Source organism: Allobosea sp., from assembly GCF_030694325.1.
In the GTDB taxonomy this organism is placed as follows: domain Bacteria; phylum Pseudomonadota; class Alphaproteobacteria; order Rhizobiales; family Beijerinckiaceae; genus Allobosea.
Genome location: NZ_JAUXYO010000024.1, coordinates 1 through 5,513 on the forward strand (window position 1 = coordinate 1; position 5,513 = coordinate 5,513).

General features: G+C 69.1%; 5 protein-coding genes. 4 read left to right on the top strand and 1 reads right to left on the bottom strand.

Annotated features, from left to right (window positions below; genetic code table 11):
* Positions 1–29: 29 nt before the first annotated feature.
* The 3 genes from parE to Q8M82_RS01105 all read left to right on the top strand — a co-directional run bounded on the left by parE (position 30) and on the right by Q8M82_RS01105 (position 3,544).
* Entirely contained in the window at positions 30–2,021 is a 1,992-nt protein-coding gene (gene parE, locus Q8M82_RS01095) for a DNA topoisomerase IV subunit B (RefSeq protein ID WP_305689546.1), read from the top strand.
* 227 nt (positions 2,022–2,248) lie between these two features.
* Positions 2,249–3,208 carry a LysR family transcriptional regulator gene (locus tag Q8M82_RS01100; RefSeq protein WP_305689542.1) on the top strand — a complete coding sequence of 320 codons (960 nt, stop codon included), beginning with the start codon at positions 2,249–2,251 and terminating at the stop codon, positions 3,206–3,208.
* Positions 3,209–3,283: 75 nt separating this feature from the next.
* Entirely contained in the window at positions 3,284–3,544 is a 261-nt protein-coding gene (locus Q8M82_RS01105) for a hypothetical protein (protein WP_305689543.1), read from the top strand.
* Between the two features lie 3 nt (positions 3,545–3,547).
* Here Q8M82_RS01105 and Q8M82_RS01110 read toward each other — a convergent pair whose 3' ends face one another.
* Positions 3,548–4,243 carry an alpha/beta fold hydrolase gene (locus Q8M82_RS01110; protein WP_305689544.1) on the bottom strand — a complete coding sequence of 232 codons (696 nt, stop codon included), beginning with the start codon at positions 4,241–4,243 and terminating at the stop codon, positions 3,548–3,550.
* Positions 4,244–4,405: 162 nt separating this feature from the next.
* On the opposite strand from Q8M82_RS01110, the gene Q8M82_RS01115 reads away from it, so the two are divergent.
* The coding region (locus tag Q8M82_RS01115) for a DEAD/DEAH box helicase (protein ID WP_305689545.1) at positions 4,406–5,513 on the top strand (1,108 nt) is incomplete at its 3' end.

Genomic DNA, 5,513 nt, shown 5'->3' on the forward strand with positions numbered 1-5,513 from the left:
GCGCCGCCGCAGCCGGGGCCGCCGCCCCCGTGCGCCAGCAGCCGGCCGCAGCGCCGCCCCTGCACAACGGCACCCTGTCGGAGGCAGGCTACGACGCCTCCGCGATCGAGGTGTTGGAAGGCCTGGAGCCGGTCCGGCGGCGGCCGGGCATGTATATCGGTGGCACCGACGAGCGCGCGCTGCACCATCTCTTCGCCGAGGTGATCGACAACGCCATGGACGAGGCGGTCGCCGGCCATGCCAGCTTCATCGATGTCGAGTTGCTGGAGGACGGCTCGATCGCGGTGACCGACAATGGCCGCGGCATCCCGGTCGATCCGCATCCGAAATTTCCCGGCAAGTCGGCGCTCGAGGTCATCATGACCACGCTGCATGCCGGCGGAAAATTCGACTCCAAGGCCTATGAAACCTCCGGCGGCCTGCACGGCGTCGGCGTCTCCGTGGTCAACGCGCTCTCGGACCGGCTCGAGGTCGAGGTCGCGCGCGGCAAGGTGCTCTACCGGCAGGTGTTCTCGCGCGGGCTGCCGCAGGGACCGCTGGAGACGGTCGGTCCCGTCGCCAACCGCCGCGGCACGCGGGTGCGCTTCCACCCCGATGCCCAGATCTTCGGTGAAGGCGCGCAGTTCGTGCCGGCTCGGCTGTTCCGCATGGCCCGCTCGAAAGCCTATCTGTTCGGCGGCGTCGAGATCCGCTGGCGCTGCGCGCCCGGCCTGCTCAAGCCGGAGGGCGATGTCGCGGCGGAGGCCGTCTTCAAGTTTCCGGGGGGCTTGCGCGACTATCTGGCCCGCGAAATCGAGGGCAAGGACCTCGTGGCCGAGCCGATCTTCTCCGGCAAGATCACCAAGGCGGGCAGCCATGGGTCGCTCGAATGGGCGATCGCCTGGCTGGCGACGGGCGAAGACGGCTTTTCCTCCTCCTATTGCAACACCATCCCGACGCCCGAGGGCGGCACGCATGAATCCGGTCTGAGGATCGCGCTGCTGCGCGGCCTGCGCGACCATGCGGAGCGCATCGGCCAGTCGAAGCGCATGGCACAGGTGACCGCCGACGATGTGATGGCGACCTGTGCGGCGATGCTCTCGGTCTTCATCCGCGAGCCGGAGTTCCAGGGCCAGACCAAGGACAAGCTCGCGACGCTGGAAGCGTCCCGCATCGTCGAGAACGCGGTGCGCGACGCCTTCGACCACTGGCTGGCCCAGGCGCCGCAGCAGGCGCTGAAGCTGCTCGACTGGTCGGTCGACCGGGCCGAGGAGCGGCTGCGCCGCCGGCTCGAGAAGGAGGTCTCGCGCAAGACCGCGACCCGCAAGCTCAGGCTGCCCGGCAAGCTCGCCGACTGCTCGAATGCGGGCGCGGCGGGCTCGGAGCTGTTCATCGTCGAGGGCGATTCCGCGGGCGGCTCGGCCAAGCAGGCGCGCAACCGCGCGACCCAGGCGATCCTGCCTCTGCGCGGCAAGATCCTCAACGTCGCCAATGCGACGCGCGAGAAGCTGAATGCGAATCAGCAGCTCGCAGACCTGATCCTGGCGCTGGGCTGCGGCATCGGCAGCCAGTTCCGCGAGGACGACCTGCGCTACGAGAAGGTCATCGTGATGACCGACGCCGATGTCGACGGCGCGCATATCGCCTCGCTGCTGGTGACCTTCTTCTGGCGCCAGATGCCCCGGCTGATCGAGAAGGGGCATCTCTATCTCTCGATCCCGCCGCTCTATCGCCTGCGCCATGGCGGCAAATCCGTCTATGCCCGCGACGATGCCCATAAGGACCAGCTGATCGCCACCGTCTTCAAAGGCAAGAAGCCCGAGATCGGCCGCTTCAAGGGTCTGGGCGAAATGATGCCGGCCGAGCTCAAGGAGACGACGATGGACCCGGCCAAGCGCATCCTGCTCAAGGTCATGGTCGATCACGAGGCCCGCGAGGACACCTCCGACACGGTCGAGCGGCTGATGGGCAACAAGCCGGAAGCGCGCTTCCTCTTCATCCAGGAGCGGGCGGCCTTCGCCGGGGAGCTGATCGACCTGTGATCGTCACGGCCTGTCCCGTGCGGGCGGTCAGCCCCGCAGTCCTGCGGGGTTGGCCGGCAAAGCTGTCGGGCTGCGCGGGCGGGGCGAGGCGCGCATGCTCGCTTCATGCCCCAAGACACATCCTCACACCCGCCGCCGCCCTGCCATGATCTGTCCGGAACCGTCGACGAGCGCTTGCGCGGATTACCCCTCCGCGAAACCGCTTTCGGCCATGGGCCGCTGATCCGATGGGGCGCCCTCCTCCCGCTGCATCTCGACGCGACGGCGATCTGGCGGCGCCCGGCTGGGACGATCTGCGCATCTTCCACGCCATCGCCGAAAGCGGGTCGCTGGCCCTGGCAGCGGTCCGGCTGAGCCTGAGCGAAGCGACGATCGCTCGCCGGCTCAAGATCCTCGAGCGGGACCTCGGACTGCTGCTGTTCCGGCGCGGTCCCAACCGCCTGATCCCGACCGAGGCCGGCGCCGCGCTTGCCGGCGAAGTCGATCAGGTGGCGGCGGCCGCCGAGCGTTTCGCGAGCCGGGCGCGCGGCTTGCGTGTCGGTGCGGATGCGCCGGTGCGGGTGACCGCGACGACCTCGATCAGCCTGATGCTGACGAAGCACGCCACCGCGCTTTCGGCGGCGGCCGGCGACGTCGAGATCGTGATCATCAGCACCCGGCAACGGCTCGACCTCGCCCGCGGCGACGCCGATATCGCAATCCGGATGAGCCGCGTTCCCGACGAGCCGGGCCACTTCGCCCAGAAGATCGGCCGGCTGGTTCAGGCGCTCTATGTCCGTCGCGACGTCGATCCCGATACCGCTCCGATCATCTCGGTGAGCCGCGAGACCTCCTCGCGCATCGACGAGCACATCCTCGCCTTCGCCGCCGGCCGACCGATCGCAGCCCGTGTCGGCGATTCAGCGGCACGCTACGAGAGCGTTCGCGCGTCGGGCGCGGTCTCGATGGTGCCGTGTTTCATGGGCGATGCCGTCGAGACGCTGCGACGGCTGGCTCCGCCGCCGGACCGGACCGCAGACGAAATCTTCCTGGTGACGCATGAGGTCTCGCGGCAGCGGCCGGCCGTCGCCGCGGTGGCCGCCGCGCTCCGCAAGCTGTTTCGCGAGCAGCGGGCCGCGCTGGCGGGCACCACGGCCGACGCCGACTTCGCGCCAACCTCGCGGCCACTGGCACCAACGCTTCGCTAACCATCTTTTTACGGCTGCTGGCGCAGAGTTTCCGCCGTCGGGCTCGAGTCAGCGCCGACGGTGGGGGAGGCCCGCATGCGGCTCATCAAACTGTTCTGGCGCAACGAGCGCGGAACGCTGGTCGCCGACCTCGCCAAGGCCGGCGCGGCGATTGCCTTCCTCTCGGTCGTCGCGGCCAATGTGATCTCGAACCAGACCGCCCATTTCGACCGCGAGCGCCTGGCGCAGGTCGCCGCAGCGGCCGCCGGCGGCAGGGGCGCCGACCCGATGACGACCGGCTCGCTGCGCAAGGCGGCGGCCGAGACGAAGCTCGACCCCTGCGTCCTGCCGCGCTGAGGCTCAGCCCAGCCAGTCCAGCAAGGCGCGCGTCACGGCCTCAGGCTGCTCCAGCGTCGCCAGATGCCCGCAGCCGGGAAGGGTAACCAGGCGCGCGGCGGCACCGATCCCGGCCGCGATCTCCTGCGCCTCCGCGGGCGGCGTGATCAGGTCCTCCTCGCCGACGAGAACCAGCGTCGGGACGCCGATCGCCCCCAGCCCCGGCCGCGAGTCCGGGCGCGCCATGATGGCGCGCTGCTGGCGCACGAAGCCCTCGGCACCGACCGCCTCGGCCATCGCCCGGACCTCCAGGCGCAAGGCCTCGTCGGAGAGGCGCGCGGGTGCGACCAAACGCTGCCAGAGCAGGGTCGTGACGTTGTCGAAGGCGCCCTTCTGCGCCAGCGCGATCATCTGCTCGCGCGGGGCGTTGGTCTCGGGCGTGGCCGGCTTGGCGCTGGTGTCGAGCAGCGCCAGCCGCGTCACGCGCTCGGGAGCGCGGCGCATCACCTCGAAGGCCGCATAGCCGCCCATAGACAGGCCGCAGAGGGCGAAACGCGCAGGCGCGACCGCGAGAAGCCGCTCGGCGATGGCGCCCAGGCTCTCGTCGCGATCATGCTGTGCGACCAGAATCGGGCGCCCCGGCGCCAATGCGGACCATTGCGGCGCATAGAGGCGGGCGTCGCAGCTCAGCCCCGGGATCAGCACGAGCGGTTCGGTCATCGGCGTTTGGCCTCCTGAGGCGCTAGTTTGTTGACTTTGCCGTGTTTTTTCTGCATTGCACACGGGTCCGAAGGCGCGCTGGAACAAGAAGTCGCGCCACCGTCGCGGTCGAGTCGGTCATCCCGCCACGTGTCACCGACCCTTGAAGAAGCGCAACCATCGATGTCTTTCGCCGAACTCGGCCTGAGTGAAAAGGTTCTGACAGCCGTCACGACCGCAGGCTACAACACCCCGACCCCGATCCAGGCCCAGGCCATTCCGCATGTGCTGGCCCGCCGCGACGTGCTCGGCATCGCCCAGACCGGCACCGGCAAGACCGCCGCCTTCACCCTGCCGATGCTGACGATCCTCGAGAACGGCCGCGCCCGCGCCCGGATGCCGCGCACGCTGATCCTCGAGCCGACCCGCGAACTCGCCGCCCAGGTCGAGGAAAACTTCACCCGCTACGGCGTTAACCAGAAGCTCTCGGTCGCGCTGCTGATCGGCGGCGTCTCCTTCGGCGACCAGGACGCCAAGATCACGCGCGGCGTCGACGTGCTGATCGCGACGCCCGGCCGCCTGCTCGACCATGTCGAGCGCGGCAAGCTGCTGCTCACCGGCGTCGAACTCCTCGTCATCGACGAGGCCGACCGCATGCTCGACATGGGCTTCATCCCGGACATCGAGCGGGTTTGCAAACTCGTTCCCTTCACGCGGCAGACCTTGTTCTTCACCGCGACGATGCCGCCCGAGATCACGCGCATCAGCGAACAGTTCCTGCACAATCCGGTGCGCGTCGAGGTTTCGCGTCCGGCGACCGCAGCCACGACGATCACGCAGCGCCTCATCGCGTCCAACGGTCAGGACTTCGAGAAGCGCGAGACGTTGCGCCGCCTGATCAAGGAGGCCAAGGACCTGCAGAACGCGATCGTCTTCTGCAACCGCAAGCGCGATGTCGCGACGCTGCACAAGTCCCTACAGAAGCACGGCTTTCCGGCCGTCTCGCTGCATGGCGACATGGACCAGTACGCCCGCATGGCGGCGCTGGAATCCTTCCGCACCGGCGAGATGCCGATCCTGGTCGCCAGCGACGTCGCCGCACGCGGGCTCGACATTCCCGCCGTCAGCCATGTCTTCAACTACGACGTCCCGACCCATGCGGAGGACTATGTCCACCGCATCGGCCGCACCGGCCGCGCCGGGCGCGAGGGTGCCTCCTTCACGATCGTGACGAAGCACGACGAGAAGCTCGTCGCGGCGATCGAGAAGCTGATGGGCCAGGGCATCTCCT